The sequence below is a fragment of the Streptomyces sp. NPDC058145 genome, from assembly GCF_042884245.1.
In the GTDB taxonomy this organism is placed as follows: domain Bacteria; phylum Actinomycetota; class Actinomycetes; order Streptomycetales; family Streptomycetaceae; genus Streptomyces.
The window spans coordinates 368,784-392,164 of the sequence record NZ_JBHVUH010000008.1 but is presented as its reverse complement, the minus strand read 5'-3'; the positions used below and the strand labels follow the sequence as shown (position 1 = coordinate 392,164).

The following is a 23,381-nucleotide window of genomic DNA, read 5'->3' as shown; positions in this document are numbered from 1 at the left end:
GCCGGACACCCGGGTCCCGGCCTTCGCACGGCACTGCGGCGGGGAAGCGAGGGCACGGGTGGGCACCGACACCGTGCGGGCGGGGACGGCCGACGAAGCCGCGGGCCGGCGACGCGAGCAGCGCGGCTGGTACTTCTACGACTGGGCGTGCTCGGTCTATTCGACCAGCGTCCTGACCGTCTTCCTCGGCCCGTACCTCACCTCGGTCGCCAGGAACGCGGCCGACGCCGACGGCTATATGCACCCACTGGGCATCCCGGTCCGGGCGGGCTCCTTCTTCGCCTACTCGGTGTCCCTGTCGGTGATCCTCGCGGTCGTGGTGATGCCCCTGGTGGGCAGCGCGGCGGACCGCACGGGCCGCAAGAAGCCGCTGCTCGGGGCGGCGGCGTACACCGGGGCCGCCGCCACGACGGGCATGTTCTTCCTGGACGGCGACCGCTACCTGCTCGGCGGAGCGCTCCTCGTCGTGGCCAACGCGGCGCAGTCCGTGGCGATGATGCTCTACAACTCCTACCTGCCGCAGATCGCGCCGCCCGGCGAGCGCGACGCGGTCTCCTCCCGCGGCTGGGCCTTCGGCTACGCGGCCGGGTCCCTGGTGCTCGTCGCGAACCTGGTCCTGTACTCGGCGCACGCCTCCTTCGGGCTGACGGAGACGGCCGCCGTACGTATCTGCCTGGCCTCGGCCGGACTGTGGTGGGGCGCCTTCACGCTCGTACCGCTGCGGCGGCTGCGCGACCGGCACACGCGCGTGGAGGGCGCCGCGGCCCCCGGTCCGCGGCAGCTCGCGGCGACGCTGCGGGACATGCGCCGGCATCCGCTGACGCTGGCCTTCCTGCTGGCGTACCTGGTCTACAACGACGGCATCCAGACGGTGATCTCCCAGGCCTCCGTCTACGGCTCCGAGGAGCTTGGGCTCGGGCAGTCCACGCTGATCACGGCGGTGCTGCTGGTGCAGGTGCTGGCTGTGGCGGGGGCGCTCGCCATGGGGCGGCTGGCGCGGGCCTACGGGGCCAAGCGGACCATCCTCGGGTCACTGGTGGCCTGGACGGCGACGCTGGGGGCCGGGTACTTCCTGCCCGCCGGGGCCCCGGTGTGGTTCTTCGTGCTGGCCGCCGGGATCGGGCTGGTGCTCGGCGGCAGCCAGGCGCTGTCCCGTTCGCTCTTCTCCCACCTGGTGCCGGCCGGCAAGGAGGCCGAGTACTTCTCCGCGTACGAGATGAGCGACCGCGGGATGAGCTGGCTCGGCCCGCTGCTGTTCGGTGTGACCTACCAGCTCACCGGGAGCTACCGCTCGGCGATCATCTCGCTGGTGGCTTTCTTCGTCATCGGGTTCGCGCTGCTCGTCCGGGTTCCGGTGCGGCGTGCGATCGAGGATGCGGGCAACCCGGTTCCGGACACGATTTAGCACTCGACACGAAAGGGCGGTAGTGTACGCGTTTGGCCTGCCAGGCGTACCGTTACTGCGCGTCAAAGATGCCGAAACGCTGGGTGACATCTGGCAGCAGATGTGACAAACCGGGCGCCTGTGGGTAGAACAAGGGGCGGCTACGACGGCGACGCATGACCCGGAACGGGAATCTTTACCGCCGACCGGACGTTGACCGGATGACGACGACAGCGACACCTGTCCTGTGGGCGACAAGCCCGGGAGGCACGATTCATGAGTGAGCGAGCTCTTCGCGGTACGCGCCTCGTAGTGACCAGCTACGAGACGGACCGCGGTATCGACCTGGCTCCGCGCCAGGCCGTGGAGTACGCATGCGAGAAGGGGCATCGTTTCGAGATGCCCTTCTCGGTCGAGGCGGAGATCCCGCCGGAGTGGGAGTGCAAGGTCTGCGGGGCCCAGGCACTCCTGGTGGACGGCGACGGCCCTGAAGAGAAGAAGGCCAAGCCCGCGCGTACCCATTGGGACATGCTGATGGAGCGGCGCACCCGTGAGGAACTCGAAGAGGTCCTCGAGGAGCGCCTGGCGGTTCTGCGCTCGGGGGCGATGAACATCGCGGTTCACCCCAGGGACAGCCGCAAGAGCGCGTAAGCGCGAACACACGAAGAACCGCGGGCGCCGTACGTGATCCACGTACGGCGCCCGCGGTTTGGTGCTGTCCGGGAGCAGCCGCGTCGAACGGCCGTGCCCGTGGGGCTCAGCGGGTCAGCGGAGGGCGTTGCCCGCTGGGCTCGGCGGGGTCCTCCCTGATGACCTCGCCCTGCACCACCTTGCCGTCGGGGCGGTGCATGCGGGCCTGCTGGAACGCGTCGCCCAGGCTGCCCGGGGCGGTGCGGCGGAGCCTGCGGTCGAGAGTGCGCTCGGTCCAGCGGCTCACGGCCTTCTGGACCGGCGGGAGCAACAGGAGCAGTCCGGCCACGTCGGACACCAGGCCCGGGATCATCAGCAGCAGACCGCCGAGCATCAGCAGACCGTTGCCGCCGCCACGGGCCGGCGAACCGCCTCGCTGCAGCGCTTCGTTGAGGTTCTGGAAGGCGCGGCGTCCCGCCCGCTTGATGATCACCGAGCCGGCGACGACGCCCGCCACCAGGAGCAGGAACACGGTGGGGCCGCCCGCCGCGCCCGCGACCCGCGTCAGCAGCCAGACCTCCAGCACCAGCCACGCGACGATCCCCAGCGGCAGATACCTGCGCAGCCGGGATCGGCGGGGCCGGGGGGTGGACGGGGAGGTGGGTGCGCCAGTCGTCATGCTCCCAGTGTGCCTGGGCGCGGCTCAGCGCGGGATAAGCGGGCGGCTGGACGGTCAGCGGGCGCCGTGCGGCCGGGTCCGGTCCTGCCCGGCCTTGCCGGTGACCTTGCCGACGCGGTCCCCGACACCCCAGGCGGTGACCCGCCACAGCGCCTCGACCAGGATGTCGCGGCTCATCTTGGAGTCGCCGAGTTCGCGCTCCACGAAGGTGATGGGCACCTCGACCACGTGGTAGCCGGCCTTCACCGCGCGCCGGGCCAGGTCGACCTGGAAGCAGTAGCCCTGCGAGGCGACGTCGTCCAGGCCCAGGCCCTCGAGGGTCTCGCGTCGGAAGGCGCGGTAGCCGCCGGTGATGTCGCGCAGCGGCAGGTCGAGGACGAGACGGGAGTAGAGGCTGCCGCCACGGGAGATGAACTCGCGGGACCTGGGCCAGTTCACCACCCGGCCGCCGGGCACCCAGCGCGAGCCGAGCACCAGGTCGGCGCCCTTGAGCGCGGTGAGCAGCCGGGGCAGTTCCTCGGGCTGGTGGGAGCCGTCGGCGTCCATCTCGACCAGCACGCCGTAGCCGTGTTCCATGCCCCAGCGGAAGCCCGCCAGATAGGCGGCGCCCAGGCCCTCCTTGCCCTTGCGGTGCAGCACCTGGACGTGGTCGTCCTCGGCGGCCAGCTCGTCGGCCAGCTTGCCCGTGCCGTCGGGGCTGTTGTCGTCCGCCACCAGTACGTGCGCCTCGGGGACGGCCTTGCGCACCCGGCCGACGATGGACTTGATGTTCTCCGCCTCGTTGTAGGTCGGGATGATCACCAAGGCCGTGCCGAGCGGACCGAACTGCCTCCCCTGGGCCTTGGCCGCGAGGGTCCCGTCGCCGTCGTTCACTGCTGCCCCTTCATGTCGTACGCAGGCGTCCACCATAATGGCCGCGGCCTGCGATGACGCGACGGCACGGTCGTACGGTGGTGTTGTTTCCACAAGCGTGGGGTAAGAATGCGCTTTTCGGCATCCGCGTTCCGCTGCGGATGGGGGCCCGGCGCCCTTCGGGCCGACCTGGGACCCGCTGGCTGCGGGTCGACCGAAAGCCGTTGTCTACTGAGCTACCGGGCCCCACCCGGGTCACACCTTGCCGACCGGCCGGAGCGTTCCCCCGTCGGCGCGGGCGCTGAGCCTGGCTGCCAGTGACGGTGCCCAGGTGCGGCACACCGTCCCTGACCCAGCGGCGCTGCGACGAGTGCGCGAACACTCCACGGTCGGGCGTCCGGTGGTGGACTCCGCCGAACCTACCGGCCCCCGGCCGCCGACTGTCAACAGCCGCCTGACCTGCACGGACGTATCGCCTGTCGGGGCGAACCCGGAGGATGCGCAGGTAGGGCGAGGCTGCGGCGCCCCATGAGCGCCGTCACGCCACCCCGGGAGATCACTCGCCCGGCCCTACGAACACCGTCCGTCCGCCGACCACGGTGCGCAGACAGCGGGGCAGCTCGCCACCGGGGCTGAGATCGGGCAGGCCGGGGGTGCCGGAGCGCGGGTCGGTGGACCAGCGGGCCACGCGGTCGTCAGGGGCCTGGACGACCAGCTCACCGGTGCGCCAGACGGCGTAGTCGGCGGGCGCGCCGGGCACCAGGACGCCGGCGTCGTCACGGCCGATGGCCCGCCAGCCGCCGCGGGTGTGGGCGGTGAACGCGGCGCGGACGGAGACCCGGTGCTCGGGCGTGTGGTGGAACGCGGCGGCGCGGACCGTGCCCCAGGGGTCGAGTGGGGTGACCGGGCTGTCGGAGCCGAACGCCAGGGGGACCCCGGCCCGCAGCAGGGCGGCGAACGGATTGAGGGTGCGGGCCCGCTCGGCACCGAGACGCCGGGCGTACATGCCGTCCTCGCCGCCCCAGAGCGCGTCGAAGGCCGGCTGCACGGAGGCGATCAGGCCCAGCTCGGCGAAGGCGGCCACGGCCTCGGGGGTGAGCATCTCGGCGTGCTCGACGCGGTGCCGGGCCGCGCGCACCCGGGCGAGGCCGGCCTTCTCGGCGGCCGCGCGCACGCCCTCCGCGACCGCGGTCACCGCCGCGTCGCCGATGGCGTGGAAGCCCGCCTGGAGCCCCGACTCGGTGCAGGCGACGACGTGGGCGGCGACGGCGTCGGCGTCCAGGTAGGCGGTACCGGTGTGCCCGGCGTCGGCGTACGGCTGGTGCAGACAGGCGGTGTGCGAGCCGAGGGCGCCGTCCACGAAGAGGTCACCGGCTGCACCGAGCGCGCCCAGCTCGCGGGCCTTGTCGACGTTCTGCTCGGCCCAGTAGCCGATCACGCGCGGCCCGGGCACCTCGGCCGCGAGCCGCAGCAGGGCGGTGAAGTCGTCCTCGGAGGAGATCTGCGGGCCGCCGCACTCGTGGACCGAGCCGATGCCGAGGGAGGCGGCGTGGGCGAGGGCGGTGCGCTGCGCCTCGGCACGCTGGGCCGGGGTGACGGCGGCGAGGGCGGCTTCGCGCACGGCGTGGTGGTCGTCGGCGGTGAGCGGCGCGTCCTCGCGGGTGACGTCACCGGGGAGCAGGTCCAGCAGGCCGGTGGTGACGACCGCCGAGTGCACGTCGATGCGGGAGAGGTAGAGCGGGCGGCCGCCGGTGGCGGCGTCCAGTTCCGCGCGTGTCGGCGGTCGGCCACCGGGCCAGCGGGCGGCGTCCCAGCCGTGGCCGAGCAGGACGCGGTCGTCGGGCCGTGCGGCGGCGAAGTCGCGGACCAGGGTGAGGGCCGCCTCCAGGGAAGGGGCGCCGGACAGGTCGAGGCCGGTCAGCGCCAGGCCGGTGGCGGTGGTGTGCACATGGGCGTCGGTGAAGGCGGGGGTGACCAGGGCACCGTCGAGGTCGACCACCTCGTCCACGCCGTCGGCGAAGGCGTCGGCGGCACCCTCGGAGCCGACCCAGGCGACCTGGCCCCGCTCCACCACCATGGCGGTGGCGAAGGGGTCGGCGGGGCTGTGGACCTCTCCGCGGCGCAGGAGGACGGTCTTGGGGTCGGCGGACTGCTCACTCATGCCCCACAGTCTCTCGCGCGCGTGGGGCACGCGGGGCACCGGGGCGGACGGTTCAGATCCTCGGGGGACGCGCCTCGTACGGGGTGGACAGCACGACGGTGGTGCGTGTGGAGACCCCGGCCAGGCTGCGCAGCCGGGCGAGCAGCTCCTCCAGTTCGTGCGGGGTGGCGACGCGCACCTTGAGGATGTAGTTCTCGTCGCCGGCGACGCTGTGGCAGGCCTCGATCTCGGGGACGCCGGCGAGGCGGTCCGCGATGTCGTCGGGGGCGCTGGGGTCGAACGGTTTCACCGAGATGAAAGCGGTCATCGGCAGCCCGACGGCCTCGGGGTCGACGACCGCGGCGTAGCCGCGGATGACGCCACGCTGTTCGAGCCGGCGCACCCGCTGGTGCACGGCCGACGTGGACAGGCCCGTGGCCTTGCCCAGGTCTGTGTAGCTCATCCGCCCGTCCTTGACGAGCAGCTGCACGATCTGACGGTCCAGCTCCTCCATGGCGCCAAAACCTACAGTGCGCGTGATCTCCTCGGATACCTGGGCAACGTCGGCCATGCCCGGTTCGCGAGGTGCGCGGAAGCCGCGGCCGAGCCGTCGGGCGCAAGCCGGGCGGACGACGGGGGACAAAAGCACCGCACCGGACACCTCGACGCGGTGTGTGACGAAGACCACAGCGCACGGGCATCCTCCGTGATGGTCTCGTGGTTACCCCCCGGACGTGGCGGGAAGTGCTTGCTGTGGTCGAGGCCGCAGTGCCTTCACGGCCCAGCCTTAGGGGGAGAATCCCATGCAGAGTGTCAAGCGCCCTGGTCGATCCGCGTCCAAGCGGCAGCAGCCGGTCGTCGAGCCCGAGCCGGAGGGCGTCGAACCCGACGCCGACGAGGCCTACGAACTCGACGCCTACGACACCTTCGAGATGTACCGGGTGCTCTGCCCGGACTGCGCGCAGCCCATCGCGCTGCTGGCGGACGAGGAGTTCCTGCCGGAGCACGCGCTGTGCGCCTCGCCGTGGAATCCGTTCGGCCTCACGGTCTGCGCCGGCACGGGCCGCGCCGCGACCGAGGCCCGCCCCGCGGACGAGTCCTTCGCCCCGCAGGAGCAGGACACGGCCCTGCTGCTGACGCTCCCCCAGGGTCTGAACTGGCGGACGCAGCCCTTCTCGCACGTCGGCGGCCCGGGCTCGCGCCCGATGCGCGGGCAGTCGATGGGCCGCCAGGCGGCCTGAGCCACCTCACCCCGTACGAACGCATCGTCCCGCACCACGGCCGCGCGAGCCGCCGTGGTGCGGGACGGACGCGTCCGGAAACAGCCCCTGCGAAGTGATCGCTCACGGGTCCGCCGGGAAGACGGTTCCCGCGGCACGCGGGAGCGGACGCCGGTGAACTGAAGCTCGATTCCGCCGGGCGGTGACCCGTCCGGCCCGCGCCGCGTTCTTCTGGGCATGACCGCCTTGCACACGGCCACCGGGCGTCAGCGCCGCATCTTCGTACCCCGCCCCGCAGGATCGGTTCCGCCGTCCCCGCCGCAGGACCCGCCCATCTACCGCGATCTCATGCGCGCCTGGGCCGACGGGGGCCGCACCCTGCCGGGCCGCCACGATCCGGAGTGGGTCAGGCTGGCGGCCCCGACGGTGCGCAGCGGCGAGTTCAGCGACCCTCCGGTCCTGCCACGTGACGGGCGATGACCATCCGCTGGATCTGGTTCGTACCCTCGACGATCTGCAGGACCTTGGCCTCGCGCATGTAGCGCTCGGCCGGGAAGTCGGCGGTGTAGCCGTAGCCGCCGAGTATCTGCACGGCGTCCGTGGTGACCTTCATGGCCGTGTCGGTGCAGTGCAGCTTGGCCATGGCGGCCTGCTTGGCGAACGGCCTGCCCGCGTCGCGCAGCCGGGCGGCGGCGAGGTAGAGCGCGCGACCGGCCTCGATCTGGGTAGCCATGTCGGCGATCATGAAGCGCAGGCCCTGGAAGTCGCCGATGGGCCGTCCGAACTGCCGGCGCTGGGCGGCGTAGCCGACCGCCTCGTCCAGCGCCGCCTGGGCCAGGCCGATGGCGCAGGCCGCGATGCCGAGCCGGCCCGAGTCCAGGGCGGACAGGGCGATGGCGAAACCCTGCCCCTCCTCACCGAGGCGCCGGCTGTCAGGAACGCGGACGCCGTCGAGGTGGACCTGGGCGGTCGGGCTGCCCTTCATGCCCATCTTCTTCTCGGGCACCGCGCCGCTCAGCCCCTCGGCGTCGCCGGGCACCAGGAAGGCGGTGATCCCGCGCGGGCCGTCCTCGCCGGTACGGGCCATCACGGTGTAGAAGTCGGCGATGCCGCCGTGCGTGATCCAGGCCTTGGTGCCGGTGATCACCCAGTCGTCGCCCTCACGCACGGCCTTGGTGCGCAGGGAGGCCGCGTCGGAGCCGGAGGACGGCTCGGAGAGGCAGTAGGCGCCCAGCAGGCCACCGCCGAGCATGGCGGGCAGGTGCTCCACCTGCTGCTGCTTGGTGCCGTAGGCGGCGAGTCCGTAGGAGGCGAGGGTGTGCACGCTGACGCCCAGGCCGACGGTCAGGCGGGCCGCGGCCAGTTCCTCCAGGACCTGGAGGTAGACCTCGTAGGGCTGGTCGCCGCCGCCGTACTCGGAGTCGTACGGCAGGCCCAGCAGGCCCGTTTCCGAGAGCAGGGTGAAGACCTCGCGGGGGAAGCGCCCGGCGTCCTCCTCCTCGGCCGCCCTGGGCGCGATCTCGCGCTGCGCCATCTCACGGACGAGCGCGAGCAGATCCCTCGCCTCTTCCGTCGGCAGTTGCCGGTCCACCGGCTGCGGGTCGCGGTCCGACATGGCGTCGGTCTCCTCCCTGTTCGGGCACACGGGGCGGGAGTGCGCCTTGGGTGGGGCGGCTCCGCCTGATCGTTCCGTTCCGGCCGAGGCACCCGCTTCCGGGTCTCGGAAGCTGCTGACCAGCGGCTGTGTGCCGTGAGTATGCCCGATCAGCGACCTCCCGTCACCAGTTAACGACCGCTTACTCCAAGAATCCAGCCGAAGCGTTACCCACCCTCGAGATTGGTCCGAACCATTGACCTATTGGTCTAGTCCTCCTACTGTGCATGACCAACGCTTTACCGCGTTCATGCCAATCGGCGCGCGTTCCCCTCTCCCCCACGAGGAGCCACCCCGATGCACACTCCCCACCGCCCCCGCGCCCGGTTCCGGGCACTGGTCGCCGCCGCGTGTTCCGCCGTGCTCGGCGCCGGTCTGCTGGCCGGCGCGGGCACCGCTACCGCCGCCGCCCCGGCCGCCCCCGCGGCCCCGCAGGTCAAGGCCGGTTCCAAGGTCGTCGGCTACTTCACCGAATGGGGCACCTACGACCGCAAGTACTACGTCAAGAACATCGAGACCTCGGGCTCCGCGGCCAGGCTCACGCACATCAACTACGCCTTCGGCAACGTCACCGGCGGCAAGTGCGCGATGGGCGACTCCTACGCGGCGACCGACCGCGCCTACACCGCCGCCGAGTCCGTCGACGGGGTGGCCGACACCTGGGACCAGCCGCTGCGCGGCAACTTCAACCAGCTGCTGAAGCTGAAGAAGAAGCACCCGGGCCTGAAGGTGCTGTGGTCGTTCGGCGGCTGGACCTGGTCCGGCGGCTTCGGCGAGGCCGCCAAAAACCCGGCCGCCTTCGCCCAGTCCTGCTACGACCTGGTGAAGAACTCCAGGTGGGCGGGTGTCTTCGACGGCATCGACATCGACTGGGAGTACCCGAACGCCTGCGGCAACACCTGCGACACCAGCGGCCGGGAGGCCTTCAAGAACGTCATGGCCGCCCTGCGGTCGAAGTTCGGCTCCGGCAGCCTGGTCACCGCGGCGATCACCGCGGACGCCACCAGCGGCGGCAAGATCGACGCGGCCAACTACGCGGGCGCGGCGCAGTACGTCGACTGGTACAACCCGATGACCTACGACTACTTCGGTGCCTGGGATGCGGCCGGCCCGACCGCCCCGCACTCCCCGCTGAACTCCTACTCGGGCATCCCGAAGGCCGGCTTCCACACCTCGGCGACCATCGCCAAGCTCAGGAGCCTCGGCGTCCCGGCCTCGAAGCTGCTGCTCGGCATCGGCTTCTACGGCCGCGGCTGGACCGGGGTCACCCAGGCGGCGCCGGGCGGTACGGCGACCGGCCCGGCGGCGGGCACGTACGAGCAGGGCATCGAGGACTACAAGGTGCTGAAGACCAGGTGCCCGGCCACCGGCACCGTGGGCGGCACGGCCTACGCCAAGTGCGGCAGCGACTGGTGGAGTTACGACACCCCGGCGACCATCGGCACGAAGATGGCGTACAAGAACCAGCAGGGTCTCGGCGGCACGTTCTTCTGGGAGCTGAGCGGCGACACCGCGAACGGTGAGCTGATCAAGGCGATCAGCTAGCCCCCGGGAAGGTGGCGTTCGGGCGTGGAGCGGAGAAGCGCGAGCCCCCGTTCCACGCCCGCTACGCGTCGCGGCGCGCGGGCGGCGGTGCCGGGTAGGACGGGTCCATCTCCTCAACGGCGCGCAGTGCCCCGCCGAGGGTCTTCACCAGCAGGTCGCGCATGGTGTCCCGGGGCAGTTCGGGGCGGTCGATCCAGTCGAGGGTGGCACCCTCCACGCTGCACACCCAGGAGAGCAGCCCCATGCGGGCCAGCGGCGCGATGTCCCGGCGGCCGTACGCCCCTTCGGCGATCGTGGCGACGATGGCCTCTCGGACGCCGTCCCGGATGGCGTGCACCTCGGTGTCGAAGCCGACCCCGCCGCTGACGATGGCGCGGTAGGCGGCCTGGTGATGCTCGGCGAAGCGCAGGTAGGTGTCGATGGTGCGGTGGACGCGGTCCACGGCGGGCAGTTCGAGGCCGCTCGCGGCGAAGTCGACCAGGTCGGCGACGGAGGCGTGGATGATCGCCAGGTAATAGCCGCGCTTGGACTGGAAGTAGTAGTAGATCAGCCCCTTGGCGACGTGCGCCTGCCGGGCGATGTCGTCCATGGACAGCGCGTCATAGGACGTGTCGGCGAACAACTTCCGTCCGATGGCGATGAGTTCGGCGCGACGCGCCTCGGAACGCTCGGTGCCGCGCACCCGGGGACGGACGGCGGCACGCTGAGGACGCATATTCACTTTCGACCCTGGTCTAGGAGGTCGGCGGGACGTCCGCAGTATGTCAGAACATGCCGGCCCGGCGCGGGGCCGGGCCGGTTCAGAGCAGGCCGAGCCGGGTCACCAGCATCGCGACCACCACGACGAGCACCCAGCCCATGACGTGCTCGAGGATCTCCGGGCCGTCTTCCTTGGGGCCGCCGGTGCCGACGCGGGTGGCGGTGGCCGGGTGTGCGGTCATGGCTTCTCACAGAGTTCGGACGTACGAAGTGGAATCTCCCCACCCGTTTGTCCACCTTGCCACCTGCGACGGCGCCTGCGGCGGAGACGTTGCTCACACGGTCCGGATCAGCACACCCCCACCGCCGCGAGCGCCTTGCGCTGACGCGCCGTCGGGTGGGCCGGGAAGTAGAGGTAGCAGACCCCGCCCGTACCGCTTCTGACCTTGCCGTTCGCGTCGTACCGCTTGGTCCTGAGCCAGATGTTCTCGAACTCCCGCCGCAGGTACACCCGCCGTACCGCCTCGTCGCTCGGCGAGGCCGGGTCGTTGGCGATCACGTCACCGTCGGCCGTGAAGCCGATCACGGTCATGAGGTGGCCCGAGGTGCCGTATCCCGCGCCGGTCAGCTCGGTCTTGAGGAAGGACTGGGACGTTATGGCCGGGATGCCGGCCGCGACCAGGGTCTCCACGTCGGTGAGTGAGGTGAGCCGGGTGACCACTCCCTGGATGCCGTCGAACGTGGCCGCGTAGGCGGCGTTGAACGGCCAGTTGCCGCAGCCCTCGTACTGGTTGTCGTAGGTCTGGCGGGCCGCGTGGTCCACCTGCGGGTCGGCGTAGGACGGGTCGACCCAGGACAGCTGCTCGGGGGTGAGCCGGCCGCCCCAGTACTCGATGATCATCTGCGAGGAGGTGGGGCTGCACCAGGCCTCGCCGCCGTTGTCGTACTCGGGGTACTGGCCCTTGTGGATCTCCTGCGAGTAGCGCGGGACGGCCAGTTCCCGGGACAGGGCGGAGGCGGACGCGGGGACGGTGAAGCGGTCGGGGATGTCGGAGCCCATGGCGCCGAGCCGCCACACGGTCGGGGTGAGGCGCGTGCCGGGCGTGCGGTAGAGCGTGAGGCGCAGGCGGTAGGAGGCCAGGCGGAGACCGGTGCTCGCGTCGTCGATGGCGAAGGTGTCGGTCCAGATGGTGCTCTTGCCGTCGGTCTGGTCGTCCACCGAGGTGCGCTTGATGTCCTGGTCGCCGGCGGCCCAGCGGCCCATCACGTACCAGGGGGTGTCCGTGCCGTCGGAGTACGTGCCGCACAGCTCGACCTGGAGCCAGGTGCCCTCGGGGGTGTGCGCGTTCCAGGAGGCGATGACCTCGGTCGCGGGCACGGCGAGCCGGTGGACCGGGGAGGTCCAGGTCGCGTACTCCCAGGTGGCCGTACGGCCGGTGTGCGGGTCGGTGTAGTCGGTGCGGCCGGCGGCGGCCCCGATCTCGGCGCCGGGGCGGCGGCCCGGGACGGCCCGGACGCCCTCCGCGGTACCGCGGCGCCAGTCAAGGAACGAGGTCCAGGCGTGGTAGTCGACGGGGCGGCCCGGCGCGGCGGCGGTGCCGGTACCGGTGCCGGCGGGCGCCGATGCGGTGGCCGCGGCCGCGGGCATGGTTCCCGAGGCGACCGCGGCGACCACCGCGGCGGCGAGAACGGTTCTACGGGAGGGCTGCTGGGCTCTGCTCATGGGCGCGGTTACCCCTAGGTGTCCGGGTCGGGACTGGTGCGGTTGGTGCGCCAACTATGAACGGAGACGGCATGCCCCTGCCAGCACTTCGCCGTACGGCGCGCCACCAATATTGGTCTAGAACAGTGATGGGACCTACGGGAGTGCGCCGGGGAGTGCGCCACGGCCCCGGCGCGGGCGGTGTGCCGTGCGCCGGGGCCGTGTCGTTCAGCGGGTCAGATGAGGTCCATAGCGGCGACCTCGTCGGGGCGGCCGTAGCTGACCGGTCCCTGGAAGCGGCGGCGGGCGGTGGCGAACCACCAGAGCGTGGCCACGAGCAGGACGACGGCCAGCGCGATCGGCGCGTAGTTGAAGGAGTCGGCGGTGATGGGCGAAGCCTGCGGCAGCATGAACAGCACGCTGCTGAGCAGGATCCAGGTCACCGCGACCCAGCCGATCGGCTTGCCCCAGCGGCCCAGGTGCCAGGGGCCGGGCTGGAACTCGTCGCCGAGCCGCAGCCGCAGGAAGACCGGTACGGCGTAGGCGAGGAACAGCCCGACCACGTTGACGCTCACGATGGCGGTGAACGCCGTGTGCGACCACCAGCCCGGGATCACCAGGGCGAGCGAGCAGCCCACCGCGAGCCACACCGCCTTGACCGGCGTCCGGGTGCGCACCGAGACCGTGTGCCACCAGCGGGAGCCGGGCATGGCGCCGTCCCGGGAGAAGGCGAAGATCTGCCGGGTGTTGCTGGTGAGGTTGGCCAGACCGCAGAAGAGCATGGCGCCGATGACGATGAGCAGCATCACCTTGGCGACGCCGAGGCCGAGGCCGTCGATGAGAATCTGGACGGGCGGCGCGGCCGAACCGGCCACCTTGCCGTAGTCGCTAATGCTGTAGACCAGCGCGAGCATCAGGATCAGACCCGTGATCGCCGAATAGCCGATGGCACGGGTGATGCCCTTCGGCGCGTTGACCGTCGCCTGGACCGTTTCCTCGGACATGTGGAAGCTGCCGTCGAAGCCGGTGAAGGTCCAGCTGGTGACCAGCAGACCGAGCATGCCGCCGTAAAGTCCGTTGGTGAAGCCGGTGTTGTTCTCGAAATGCGTCACGAAGGACGCGGACTGATGATGGTCGGGCATCACGATGAGTGCGGTCACGATCACCACGAGTCCGATCAGGAGCCACCACACGGAAATACGGTTCAGTAGGGCGACGAGCTGGACCGTGAAGGTGTTGGCGAGTCCCTGCGCCACGATGACCACTGCCGTGATCAGGACCGTCTGGTGCGTGGTCGGCTGGTACGAGGGCCACTGCAGGGCGACGAAGGCCTGGATGAACGTGGCCGCCGCGTAGCCGGTGGCGGCGGTGCCGCCGATCTGGCCCACGAAGTTCAGCCAGCCGGTGAACCAGGACCAGGCGCCTTTGTGCCGCTTGGCGAGTTTGCCCGCCGAGAAATACAGCGCACCACTCGTCGGATACGCCGACGCCACCTCCGCCATCGCCGCGCCGATGAACAGCACCATGACGGAGACGCCGATCCAGCCGAACACGAGAATACGGGGGCCACCCGCGTTCATGCCGAATCCGAAGGACGAGAAAATACCCGAGAGGATATTGATGATGGTGAAGGAGATCGCGAAATTGTCGAACGCCTTGAAGCGCCGGGTGAGTTTCCGCGGATAACCCATCGCGTGCAGGGTCGCGTCGTCGTCGAGCACGACCGCGTCCTCTCCCCCGCGGGCGTTCGCCCGTGGAGCCGATATCCGTTCCGACACAGATCGACCTTTCTTTTGGTGGGGGGGCGGAGCAGGTACGGGTCAGGCGGGTCCAGGGACGGGCAGGCCGCAGCCGCGCCGGGCCCGGGAGAGCTGTTCGGCGGGCTCACCGAAGGCGCTCCAGGGCATGCGCGAGGCGTACGGGCCCATCGCCGTGAAGACCGCCCGGGCCTCGAACCCGCACTGGGCCATGACCAGCGCGTGCGCGAGGTAGGCCAGGTCGAGCACCGGGGTGAAGCGGTAGTCGGCCACCGAGGGCAGCCAGCTGTGGTAGACCGCGAGCGCGGTGGAGCGCCACTGGGGCTGCTCCCAGACCCGGTCGGCGAGCAGCTGGGTGGGGTTGTAGCTCTCGACCAGGGCGACCAGCGGCAGCAGCCGGAGGGCGGAGGCCGAGGGCGCGCGCTGGCTGAGGAAGGCGGCCACGTCCCAGGCCGCGTTGACCGAGCCGCCGTAGCGGGTGAAGAAGCAGGACAGGAAGCGGTGGTGGCCCTCGCGGTGCCACGGGTCCAGGGACAGGACGTGCGCGAACAGCCGCCACGGGCCGGACGGGGCGGTGAGCAGCCCCTGCGGGGCGGGATCGCGCAGCCGGTGCAGCCGGGCCATGGTGAGCTTGGCGACCCAGGGGGTGGGGTCGCCGGGGGCCAGGGCCGCGGCCCGGTCGCAGGCGGTGAGCGCTATCCGCTCCAGCGCCTCGGCCCGTTCGTCGCGCGCGTCGGCGGCTCGCATCGCACGCTGCACGGCCACCCGGGCCCACAGCAGCGCCGCCTCGGGCGTCGGCTCCTCGGCCAGCCAGCGTTCGACGAGATCGGTGCCGGCGGCCTCGGAAGCCAGCACGAGCGAGCGGTGGGCACGCAGGGCGAAGTCGGAACGCGTCTCGGCGAGGGCTTCACCCGCGCTTCGATAACGGCCGGCGCGCACATCGACGCATACGCGCGCCAGGACACGGTCGTCGGCCGCCGGGTGCCACACATACTGCCCTTCGAATAACTCCGCGGCCATGTTCTCCTGTCCGTCCCCGTTACGACGCGCCGCACTCGCGCAGGAGGCACCTTACTCAGCAGTCGGCGCGCCTGGAACGCCGAATTTCACATATCGGTCAACGGATTTGGATGCTTAATCCGTTTGATTGACCGGTGGCCGACCAGTGGTTCAAGAAGTGACGTTTTCGTGCCACCCCGGGTCCCGGCGCCGGCCCGCGGGCACCGGCGTTATGGGCTGCTACTACACTGTTTCCGGAAAACGCCCCCCACCGCACCACACCTCGGGAATCGCCATTCACGACCTCGCCGCCCGGCTGCGCGGCCTGCCCCCCTCGCTGGGGCCGGTCCGCCTGATCGCCGTCGACGGGCACGCGGGGTCCGGGAAGTCCACCTTCGCCGGGCGGCTGGCCGCCGCGCTGGGCGGGGCGCCGGTGCTGCACCTGGACGACATCGCCAGCCACGAGCGGCTCTTCGACTGGACCGAGCGGCTGACGGCTCAGGTGATCGACCCACTGGGCCGGGGCGAGTGCGCGCGGTACAACCCCTACGACTGGCACGCCCGGGCGTTCGGCCCGCCGCGGCCGCTGCCGCCCGCGCCCGTGATCGTCATCGAGGGAGTCGGCGCCGGCCGCCGGGCACTGCGGCCGCATCTGGCGCGGCTGCTGTGGATGGAACTGCCGCGGGAGGAATCCTGGGCGCGCGGCCGGCTGCGGGACGGGGAGGAGCAGCGCGGGTTCTGGTCCGGGTGGGTCGAGGCGGAGCACGCGCACTTCGCCGCCGACCCCTCGCGCCCCCATGCGGATCTCCTGGTGCGGCAGACACCGGAGGGATACGAGGTGCTGACGGGACCGGCGGGCACCCCCGGACCGGACCAGAACGTCACTCACGGTGACGGATCGTCCGCAGGATGGTGAGCGCAACAAGACCCTTGCGGGGGAACTTCTTTGAGTGCTCCGGGTCCGCTTGACCCGGGAGCCGTGCAGGTCTTACGTTCTGAATGTGCGGCCATTCGGAGCCGCCCGCAGACGCGAAGCCCCCGGTTGTTCCCCCGTGATCGGGGGCTTCGTTCTGCCCGCGGACCGTCCTTCCGGCCGTCTTGTGCACCGAATCGCTCACCCTGGGTCACCATTTCGTGTGCGCCCCATCTGCTCCCACCTCGCCGAACGGGCCGTGCGGCACCCTTCGGCACGCGGTCGTACCCCGGGTACGATGCCCTCGGTGCGACCTTCGAGCGACTGCCTCGCGCACCTGCAACTCCGGTCCGCGGCACAGCGGTTCGTCCGCGGCGGCCGTCGGGCGACTGCCCGGCGGTGAACCAACGGGGGCACGGTCTGTGGGGGACGTGATGGACTTCGGCATGCAGGGCCCCGAGGCCCCGGCCGACCTCGCCTGGCTGCGAGGTGTGGACGCCTACACGATGGGCGCCTATCCCCAGGCGGAGGAGGAGTTCCGCGTCGCGGTCCGGATGGACCCGGGGATGGCGGACGCCTGGCTCGGACTGCACGCGCTGCGGGTCGACACGACCACCGCGCTGCTAAGGATGTTCCGGCACCGGGAGCGCTTCGGGGAACAGCGCGCCCGGCACCGCCGCACCCTCAACTCCTGGTACTGGCTCGGCTGGTGGGTGCAGCCGGTGCTGGAGAGCCCTCGCGATCTGCTGCTGGCGCACGCCTCGCACTGGCTGGACGGCCGGCACGTGCCCGAGCTGGACCGGGCGCTCGCCGGGCTGCCCCCGGTGGACACCGACCCACAGGTCCGCTTCCTGCACGCCTGCCGCGCCTATCTGGTCAAGGACTGGGACCAGCTGGTGCGGCACACCGACCCGCTGCTCGACGATCCCCTGCTCGGCATCGAGGCGGGCCTGTTCGGCGGCATGGCCCGGGTCCGCATGGAGATGTACGGCCAGGCCGAGCCACTGCTCGCGGCGGCCCTGATGCGCTGCCGCAGCGAGCAGCCGCAGCGCAAGGAGCTGCGGTACTGGCTGGCGCGGGCGCACGAGGGCACCGGCCGCAGCGCCGCCGCGCTCCCCCTGTACCGGGCGGTGCACCGGATCGACCCGGCCTTCATGGACACCTCGGCCCGGCTGGCCGCGATCGCCGAGGGCGACGGGTACGACGATCCGGCCGACCTCGCGGCGATCACCCTGACCGGTGCCGGCGCGGACGCCATGGACGGGCCGGACACGCTCGATCCGCTCTTCGGCACGGAGGGCCGCGACCTGCGGCTGACGGAGCCGGATCTGCCGACCGGGCCGCTGCCGTCGGTCTCCGACCCGTTGGTGCGCGTGAAGAGCGGGGTGCCCTCCTCCGTCCTGCCGGCCGGGCCGACCGATCCCGCCTTACTCGAGGAGGCCCTCGCCGAGCTGGAGCGGATGGTGGGGCTCGAGCCGGTCAAGCGCCAGGTCAAGGCGTTGTCCGCGCAGCTGAACATGGCGCGGCTGCGGGCGGGGCAGGGGCTGCCGGTACAGCCGCCGAAGCGGCACTTCGTGTTCTCCGGGCCGTCGGGTACGGGGAAGACCACGGTCGCGCGGATCCTCGGGCGCGTGTTCTACGCGCTGGGGCTGCTCGGCGGCGACCATCTGGTGGAGGCGCAGCGGGCCGATCTGGTCGGGGAGTACCTGGGGCAGACGGCCGTGAAGGCCAACGAGCTGATCGACTCCGCGATCGGCGGGGTGCTGTTCGTGGACGAGGCGTACTCACTGTCCAACTCGGGGTACGGCAAGGGGGACGCGTACGGCGACGAGGCGCTGCAGGTGCTGCTGAAGCGGGCCGAGGACAACCGGGACCACCTGGTGGTGATCCTGGCCGGCTACCCGGAAGGCATGGACCGGCTGCTCACCGCGAACCCCGGGCTCTCCTCCCGCTTCACCACGCGGGTCGACTTCCCCTCCTACCGGCCGCTGGAGCTCACCGAGATCGGCAAGGTGCTCGCGGCGGAGAACGGGGATCTGTGGGACGAGGAGGCGCTGGAGGAGCTGCGGTCCATCGCCGGGCACGTGGTCGATCAGGAGTGGATCGACGAGCTGGGCAACGGGCGCTTTCTGCGGACGCTGTACGAGAAGAGCTGTGCGTACCGGGATCTGCGGTTGTCGGGGTATCCCGGGGCGCTGTCCCGGGGGGATCTCGCGACGCTGCGGCTGCCGGATCTGATGCAGGCGTACGGGGAAGTGCTGTCGGGGCGGGGGCCGCAGGATCCGTCGGCTCTTTAGGCGCCGGTGACTGTCTTCGGCCCGGGGCCCGCGTCCGCGGCGGTGCCTGCCTCCGCGCGGCACCGCCCACCCGGCTGGGTGGGCGGTGCCGCGCGCAGGCTTGTGGTCAGGCCATGGCCTGTTCCGGGTTTTCGGTCGCTCTGGCTTCGGTGAGTTTTATGTCCGGGAGTCTGCGGTGGGCCGGGTCGCGGACCTCGCCGACCAGGAGTTCCAGGACGTCCTCCAGGGCCACCAGGCCCAGGATCCGGCCCGAGGCGTCCGCGACCTGGGCCAGGTGGGTGGCCGCCCGGCGCATGACCGTCAGGGCGTCGTCCAGCGGGAGTTCCGAGCGGAGCGTGGTCATGGGGCGCCAGACGTGCTGGGGGACGGCCCGGTCGGAGTTCTCCAGGTCCAGGACGTCCTTCACATGGACGTATCCCATGAAGGGGCCCTTGTCCCCCGCCGCGACCGGGAAGCGGGAATAGCCCGTGCGGGCCGTCAGCTGGACGATCTCGCCCGGGGTGACCGACGGCGGCACCGTGATCAGGGACTCGCGCCGCAGCAGGACGTCCGTCACCGGGCGGGAGCCCAGCTCCAGCGCGTCCTCCAGGCGCTCCTGCTCCTCGGGGTCCAGCAGGCCCGCCTGGCCGGAGTCCTCCAGCAGACGGTTGAGCTGCTCGCTGGTGACGACTGCCTCGACCTCGTCCCTGGGCTCGACCCGGAAGAGCCGCAGGATGCCCTGGGCGCAGGCGCCGAGGGCCACCGTGATGGGCCGGCACACCCGGGCGAAGGCGACCAGCCCCGGGCTGAGCCACAGCGCGGCCTTCTCGGGGGCCGCCATCGCGAGGTTCTTCGGCACCATCTCGCCGATGACGAGGTGGAAGAAGACCACCGCGGCGAGGGCGATGGCGTAGCCGAGCGGGTGGATCATGCCTTCTGGCAGCTGGATCCACTCGAAGACCGGCTCCAGCAGGTGCGCGACGGTGGGCTCGGCGACCGCGCCGAGGGTCAGCGAGCAGACCGTGATGCCGAACTGGGCGGCGGCCATCATCTGCGGCAGCCGCTCCAGGCCGTACAGCACCTGCCGGGCCCGGGCCGTGCCCAGCGGTTCGATCTGGCTGCGGCGGACCGAGACGAGCGCGAACTCGGCGCCGACGAAGACGCCGTTGGCGAGCACGAGCAGCGCGGCAAAGAGCAGTTGGAGGACGCTCATCGGACGGCCTCCATGACGTTCACGGCCGGGGCCGTGCGGACCAGACGGACCCGTTCGGCGCGGTAGTGGCCCACCTGGCGCACGGCGAGCCGCCAGCCGGGCAGTTCGGCCCGGTCGCCGGGGGCCGGGATGCGGCCGAGCAGGTCGGCGACGAGTCCGGCGACGGTCTCGTACGGCCCCTCGGGCACGTCGAGGCCTATGCGCTTCAGGACGTCGACACGGCAGCCGCCGTCCACGTCCCAGGCGGGCCGGCCGTCCTCCGGCGGAGCGGGGGCCAGCTCGGGCACGTCCTTGGCGTCGTGCTCGTCGCGGACCTCGCCGACGAGTTCCTCGACGATGTCCTCCAGGGTGACCACGCCGGCCGTGCCGCCGTACTCGTCCACGACGACCGCGATGGGCTGCTCGCTGCGCAGCCGGGCGAGGAGGGGCTGGACGGGCAGCGTCTCGGGCACGAGCAGCGCCCTGCGCGCGATACGGCCGACCGGGGTACGCAGCCGGTCGTTCACGGGTACCGCCAGCGCGTCCTTGAGGTGGGCCATGCCGACCACGTCGTCGATCTTCTCCCGGTAGACGGGGAAGCGGGACAGCCCGGTGGCCCGGGTCAGGTTGACCACGTCCTCGGCGGTGGCCGAGTCCTGCAGGGCGCTGACCTTGACCCGGGGGGTCATGACGTGCTGCGCGGTCAGGTCGCCCAGGGACAGGGTGCGTACGAACAGGTCGGCCGTGTCCTGTTCCAGGGCGCCCGCCTGCGCGGAGTGCCGGGCCAGGGACACCAGTTCACCCGGGGTGCGGGCGGAGGCCAGCTCGTCGGCGGGCTCGACGCCGAGGGCGCGCACCAGCCGGTTGGCGACCGTGTTCAGCGCGGAGATCACCGGTCGGAACAGCCGGGAGAAGAGGTGCTGGGGGCCCGCGACGAAGCGCGCGACCTGCAGGGGCCGCGACACCGCCCAGTTCTTGGGCACGAGTTCGCCGATCACCATCTGGATCGCGGAGGCCAGCAGCATGCCGGTGACCACGGCCACACCGGAGACGGCGCCCGGGGGGATGCCGATCGCCGTGAACGGGCCGTGCAGCAGCGCGGCCAGGGCCGGTTCGGCGAGCATGCCGACGACCAGGGAGGTGATGGTGATGCCGAGCTGGGTGCCGGAGAGCTGGAAGGAGAGCTCCTTCAGCGACTCCACGACCGTGCCGGCGCGCTTGTCGCCCTCGGCGGCGGCCTTCTCGGCGTCCGGCCGCTCGACCGTCACGAGGCCGAACTCGGCCGCCACGAAGAAGCCGTTGGCCAGGATCAGCAGGAACGCCGCTGCGAGGAGCAGCAGTGGGGTGGTCATGATGCCGCCGCCTCCATGTGCTGTGGGGAGGGGGCGGCGCAGGTACTACAGGACGATCCGTCCATCGCCGGAGGGGGTCACTCCTCGGGTAGCAGGAACCCCCGTGCACCGGGCGCGGCGCCACAGGGGTGGAGGCGCGACGAAAAACGCCTCCACCTCCAGATTAATCAAGACACGGCCCGGTGTGGCAGGGCGGACGCCACCGAGTCATTCCTGATCTTCGCCGGCCGGGGCCGCCGAGCGGGCCTCGGCGAGCGCCCGGAGCGCCCGCGCGTCGGCGATGGCGCGCTGCTTGGCGAGGCCCGGCTGGATGCCGAGCGCGGGCAGGCTGGTGCCGTCGCTGAGGTTGAGGAACACCCAGGGATCGCCCGGACGGAGGTTCACCTGAAGGATTTCCGCCCAGGCCAGGCGCCGTTTGCTCGCGATGTTGACCACGGTGACGCCGGACTCGTCGGCGACCACCTTGACCCGGGCTAGCTGGGCCAGCGCCCAGAAGATGAGCGCTCCGGTGACGAAGAAGCTGACCCGCTCACCCGGACCGAGGTCCAGCAGCATGGCGACACCTGAGATGACCAGGAAGATCGCCACACCGGCGGTGAGCAGGATCACCCGCGTGTGGCCCGGCCGGAAGGTCACGGGGAGGGTGGGAGTCTCGGACATCTGTTCGCGTACCCCTTACAGGCGGCAGGCGTGAATGGCGGTGGTCAGGATGGCCCGGGCGCCGATCTCGTAGAGGTCGTCCATGATCCGCTGCGCCTCCTTGGCCGGGACCATGGCGCGGACGGCGACCCAGCCCTCGTTGTGCAGCGGGGAGACGGTCGGCGACTCCAGGCCGGGGGTGAGTGCGACGGCCTTCTCGAGCTGCTCGACGCGGCAGTCGTAGTCCATCATCACGTAGGTCCGGGCGACCAGGACGCCCTGGAGGCGGCGGAGGAACTGCTGGACCTTGGGCTCCTCGCCGTCGGCGCCGGTGCGGCGGATGACGACGGCCTCGGACTTCATGATGGGTTCGCCGAAGACCTCCAGACCCGCGTTGCGCAGGCTGGTGCCCGTCTCGACGACGTCGGCGATGACCTCGGCGACACCCAGCTCGATCGCGGTCTCGACGGCGCCGTCCAGGTGGACGACGGAGGCGTCGACGCCGCTGTCGGCGAGGTGCCCGGCGACGATGCCCTCGTAGGAGGTGGCGACCGTCCGGCCCTTGAGGTCCGCCAAGCCCGTAGCGGTGCCGGGCTTGGCGGCGAAGCGGAACGTGGAGCGGGCGAACCCGAGCGGCAGGATCTCCTCGGCGTCGGCACCGGAGTCGACCAGCAGGTCGCGGCCGGTGATGCCGATGTCGAGCCGGCCGGAGGAGACGTAGATCGCGATGTCACGGGGGCGGAGGTAGAAGAACTCGACCTCGTTCACCGGGTCGACGATCCGCAGCTCCTTGGACTCCCGGCGCTGCTGGTAGCCGGCCTCATGCAGCATGTCCGCCGCAGGGCCGGACAGGGAACCCTTGTTGGGGACGGCGATGCGCAGCATGAGGTCGGCTTCCTTTGCGTTCAGTCAGACGGGGGATCGTGAGCCGGCGCGGCTCAGAGGTGGGCGTAGACGTCGTCCAGGGAGATGCCGCGGGCGACCATCATCACCTGGACGTGGTACAGCAGCTGCGAGATCTCCTCGGCGGCCGCCTCCTTGCCCTCGTACTCGGCGGCCATCCACACCTCGGCGGCCTCCTCGACGACCTTCTTGCCGATGGCATGGACCCCCTTGCCGACCAGCTCTGCGGTGCGGGAAGTGGCGGGATCGCCCTGGGCGGCCTTGTGTTGGAGCTCGGTGAAGAGCTCCTCGAAAGTCTTCTTGGACATGGTGATTCCCACCCTACGCGGTGTGGGCGACTCCTCAGTGCCAGGGTTCGGATACCGAGCGGAGCGTGGCCGCGGTGGCGACCGCCGCGGTGACCGCCTCGTGGCCCTTGTCCTCGTTGGAGCCCTCGATGCCGGCCCGGTCCAGGGCCTGTTCCTCGGTGTCGCAGGTGAGCACGCCGAAGCCGACGGGGACGCCGGTCTCGACGGAGACCTGGGTGAGGCCCTGGGCGACGCCCTGGCACACATAGTCGAAGTGGGGGGTTCCGCCGCGGATCACGACGCCGAGGGCGACCACGGCGTCGTAGCCGCGGCCCGCGAGGACCTTGGCGGCGACCGGGAGCTCGAAGCTGCCGGGGACCCTGATCAGGGTGGGCTCGTCGATCCCCAGCTCGTGCAGGGCGCGCAGGGCGCCGTTCACCAGACCGTCCATCACCTTCTCGTGCCACTGGGCCGCGATGACGGCGACCCTGAGGTCGCTCGCGCCCCGTACGGACAGCTCCGGTGCACCCTTGCCGCTCACATCTCTCCTCAGTGCTG

22 protein-coding genes are annotated in these 23,381 nt (G+C 71.4%); 6 read left to right on the top strand and 16 right to left on the bottom strand.

The window, feature by feature from the left end; translation table 11 throughout:
* The first annotated feature begins 58 nt into the window (after window positions 1-58).
* Together ACFVVO_RS20775 and ACFVVO_RS20770 are read left to right on the top strand one after the other, a co-directional pair.
* Entirely contained in the window at window positions 59-1,405 is a 1,347-nt protein-coding gene (locus ACFVVO_RS20775) for an MFS transporter (protein ID WP_390056823.1), read from the top strand.
* A 255-nt stretch (window positions 1,406-1,660) separates the two neighbouring features.
* Window positions 1,661-2,035, top strand: a complete 375-nt coding sequence (locus ACFVVO_RS20770) for an RNA polymerase-binding protein RbpA (RefSeq protein ID WP_003977404.1) — start codon at window positions 1,661-1,663, stop codon at window positions 2,033-2,035.
* A gap of 106 nt (window positions 2,036-2,141) precedes the next feature.
* Here the strand turns inward: ACFVVO_RS20770 and fxsA are convergent, their stop codons facing one another.
* The 4 genes from fxsA to ACFVVO_RS20750 all read right to left on the bottom strand — a co-directional run bounded on the left by fxsA (window position 2,142) and on the right by ACFVVO_RS20750 (window position 6,199).
* Window positions 2,142-2,693, bottom strand: coding sequence for an FxsA family membrane protein (gene fxsA, locus ACFVVO_RS20765; RefSeq protein WP_390056821.1), 552 nt, complete (start codon window positions 2,691-2,693; stop codon window positions 2,142-2,144).
* Between the two features lie 54 nt (window positions 2,694-2,747).
* Window positions 2,748-3,602 (bottom strand): polyprenol monophosphomannose synthase, encoded by an 855-nt coding sequence (locus ACFVVO_RS20760; protein ID WP_390056889.1) that lies wholly within the window; start codon window positions 3,600-3,602, stop codon window positions 2,748-2,750.
* Between the two features lie 499 nt (window positions 3,603-4,101).
* A complete protein-coding gene (locus ACFVVO_RS20755) occupies window positions 4,102-5,706 on the bottom strand; it encodes an amidohydrolase (protein WP_390056820.1) in 1,605 nt (534 codons plus the stop codon).
* Window positions 5,707-5,758: 52 nt separating this feature from the next.
* A complete protein-coding gene (locus ACFVVO_RS20750; protein ID WP_004002750.1) occupies window positions 5,759-6,199 on the bottom strand; it encodes an Lrp/AsnC family transcriptional regulator in 441 nt (146 codons plus the stop codon).
* A 289-nt stretch (window positions 6,200-6,488) separates the two neighbouring features.
* Here ACFVVO_RS20750 and ACFVVO_RS20745 point away from each other — a divergent pair, with 289 nt between their 5' ends.
* Window positions 6,489-6,926, top strand: a complete 438-nt coding sequence (locus tag ACFVVO_RS20745; RefSeq protein ID WP_390056818.1) for a hypothetical protein — start codon at window positions 6,489-6,491, stop codon at window positions 6,924-6,926.
* 421 nt (window positions 6,927-7,347) lie between these two features.
* Here ACFVVO_RS20745 and ACFVVO_RS20740 read toward each other — a convergent pair whose 3' ends face one another.
* Window positions 7,348-8,520, bottom strand: a complete 1,173-nt coding sequence (locus ACFVVO_RS20740; RefSeq protein WP_390056817.1) for an acyl-CoA dehydrogenase — start codon at window positions 8,518-8,520, stop codon at window positions 7,348-7,350.
* Window positions 8,521-8,856: 336 nt separating this feature from the next.
* Here ACFVVO_RS20740 and ACFVVO_RS20735 point away from each other — a divergent pair, with 336 nt between their 5' ends.
* The gene (locus ACFVVO_RS20735; RefSeq protein ID WP_390056815.1) at window positions 8,857-10,104 is read left to right on the top strand and encodes a glycoside hydrolase family 18 protein; all 1,248 of its coding nucleotides are present in this window, start codon (window positions 8,857-8,859) and stop codon (window positions 10,102-10,104) included.
* A gap of 61 nt (window positions 10,105-10,165) precedes the next feature.
* On the opposite strand, the gene ACFVVO_RS20730 is transcribed toward ACFVVO_RS20735, so the two are convergent.
* The 5 genes from ACFVVO_RS20730 to ACFVVO_RS20710 all read right to left on the bottom strand — a co-directional run bounded on the left by ACFVVO_RS20730 (window position 10,166) and on the right by ACFVVO_RS20710 (window position 15,282).
* On the bottom strand, window positions 10,166-10,819 hold the full coding sequence (locus ACFVVO_RS20730; RefSeq protein ID WP_390056813.1) for a TetR/AcrR family transcriptional regulator: 654 nt from the start codon (window positions 10,817-10,819) through the stop codon (window positions 10,166-10,168).
* A gap of 85 nt (window positions 10,820-10,904) precedes the next feature.
* Window positions 10,905-11,045 carry an SCO1431 family membrane protein gene (locus ACFVVO_RS20725; RefSeq protein WP_390056812.1) on the bottom strand — a complete coding sequence of 47 codons (141 nt, stop codon included), beginning with the start codon at window positions 11,043-11,045 and terminating at the stop codon, window positions 10,905-10,907.
* A gap of 107 nt (window positions 11,046-11,152) precedes the next feature.
* Window positions 11,153-12,526 (bottom strand): peptidase C39 family protein, encoded by a 1,374-nt coding sequence (locus tag ACFVVO_RS20720; protein WP_390056810.1) that lies wholly within the window; start codon window positions 12,524-12,526, stop codon window positions 11,153-11,155.
* 215 nt (window positions 12,527-12,741) lie between these two features.
* A complete protein-coding gene (locus ACFVVO_RS20715; RefSeq protein ID WP_390056809.1) occupies window positions 12,742-14,283 on the bottom strand; it encodes an amino acid permease in 1,542 nt (513 codons plus the stop codon).
* Between the two features lie 42 nt (window positions 14,284-14,325).
* Window positions 14,326-15,282, bottom strand: coding sequence for a hypothetical protein (locus ACFVVO_RS20710; protein ID WP_390056807.1), 957 nt, complete (start codon window positions 15,280-15,282; stop codon window positions 14,326-14,328).
* Window positions 15,283-15,493: 211 nt separating this feature from the next.
* On the opposite strand from ACFVVO_RS20710, the gene ACFVVO_RS20705 reads away from it, so the two are divergent.
* Both ACFVVO_RS20705 and ACFVVO_RS20700 read left to right on the top strand, forming a co-directional pair.
* Complete coding sequence (locus ACFVVO_RS20705) at window positions 15,494-16,177, top strand: uridine kinase (protein WP_390056805.1); 684 nt, start codon at window positions 15,494-15,496, stop codon at window positions 16,175-16,177.
* A 431-nt stretch (window positions 16,178-16,608) separates the two neighbouring features.
* Entirely contained in the window at window positions 16,609-18,471 is a 1,863-nt protein-coding gene (locus ACFVVO_RS20700) for an AAA family ATPase (protein WP_390056804.1), read from the top strand.
* Between the two features lie 106 nt (window positions 18,472-18,577).
* On the opposite strand, the gene ACFVVO_RS20695 is transcribed toward ACFVVO_RS20700, so the two are convergent.
* The 6 genes from ACFVVO_RS20695 to ribH all read right to left on the bottom strand — a co-directional run bounded on the left by ACFVVO_RS20695 (window position 18,578) and on the right by ribH (window position 23,364).
* Window positions 18,578-19,663: a hemolysin family protein gene (locus tag ACFVVO_RS20695; RefSeq protein ID WP_390056802.1), complete on the bottom strand. Its 1,086-nt coding sequence runs from the start codon at window positions 19,661-19,663 to the stop codon at window positions 18,578-18,580.
* Complete coding sequence (locus ACFVVO_RS20690; RefSeq protein ID WP_390056800.1) at window positions 19,660-20,994, bottom strand: hemolysin family protein; 1,335 nt, start codon at window positions 20,992-20,994, stop codon at window positions 19,660-19,662. The genes ACFVVO_RS20695 and ACFVVO_RS20690 overlap by 4 nt, the downstream gene beginning before the upstream one ends.
* Window positions 20,995-21,201: 207 nt before the next feature.
* Complete coding sequence (locus ACFVVO_RS20685) at window positions 21,202-21,654, bottom strand: PH domain-containing protein (protein WP_390056799.1); 453 nt, start codon at window positions 21,652-21,654, stop codon at window positions 21,202-21,204.
* Window positions 21,655-21,669: 15 nt separating this feature from the next.
* Entirely contained in the window at window positions 21,670-22,518 is an 849-nt protein-coding gene (gene hisG / locus ACFVVO_RS20680) for an ATP phosphoribosyltransferase (protein WP_390056797.1), read from the bottom strand.
* 53 nt (window positions 22,519-22,571) lie between these two features.
* Window positions 22,572-22,844, bottom strand: a complete 273-nt coding sequence (locus tag ACFVVO_RS20675) for a phosphoribosyl-ATP diphosphatase (RefSeq protein ID WP_019983911.1) — start codon at window positions 22,842-22,844, stop codon at window positions 22,572-22,574.
* A gap of 34 nt (window positions 22,845-22,878) precedes the next feature.
* The gene (ribH, locus tag ACFVVO_RS20670) at window positions 22,879-23,364 is read right to left on the bottom strand and encodes a 6,7-dimethyl-8-ribityllumazine synthase (RefSeq protein WP_390056795.1); all 486 of its coding nucleotides are present in this window, start codon (window positions 23,362-23,364) and stop codon (window positions 22,879-22,881) included.
* Between the last annotated feature and the right edge of the window lie 17 nt (window positions 23,365-23,381).